Below are 244 nucleotides of genomic sequence, written 5' to 3' on the forward strand. Positions count from 1 at the left end.
GGATGGCGCGGATGACGATGGCGATGGCCTGCAGCAGGATCAGCACGGCGGCCACCACGATCACCCCCTTGATCGGATAGACCGGGATCGAGACCATGCCGTAGGTGGTCTCGCCGCGGCTCCAGGAGCGCAGGAAGAAGCTCCAGCCCAGGGTGACCAGCATGTAGATGAACGGCACGAAGAAGATCAGGTAGCCGAGGATCTCGAGCAGCGCCTGCTTCTTGCGCGACAGCAGGCGCTTGAG

General features: G+C 63.5%; 1 protein-coding gene. It reads right to left on the minus strand.

All coding sequences use genetic code 11. The features are described from left to right. Window positions 1-244 (minus strand): TRAP transporter small permease subunit (locus tag HOP58_RS22940; protein ID WP_234261944.1); only part of this gene is annotated, 244 nt, incomplete at both ends.

The organism is Halomonas sp. MCCC 1A11062, assembly GCF_021404355.1.
Classification (GTDB): Bacteria; Pseudomonadota; Gammaproteobacteria; order Pseudomonadales; family Halomonadaceae; genus Halomonas; species Halomonas aerodenitrificans.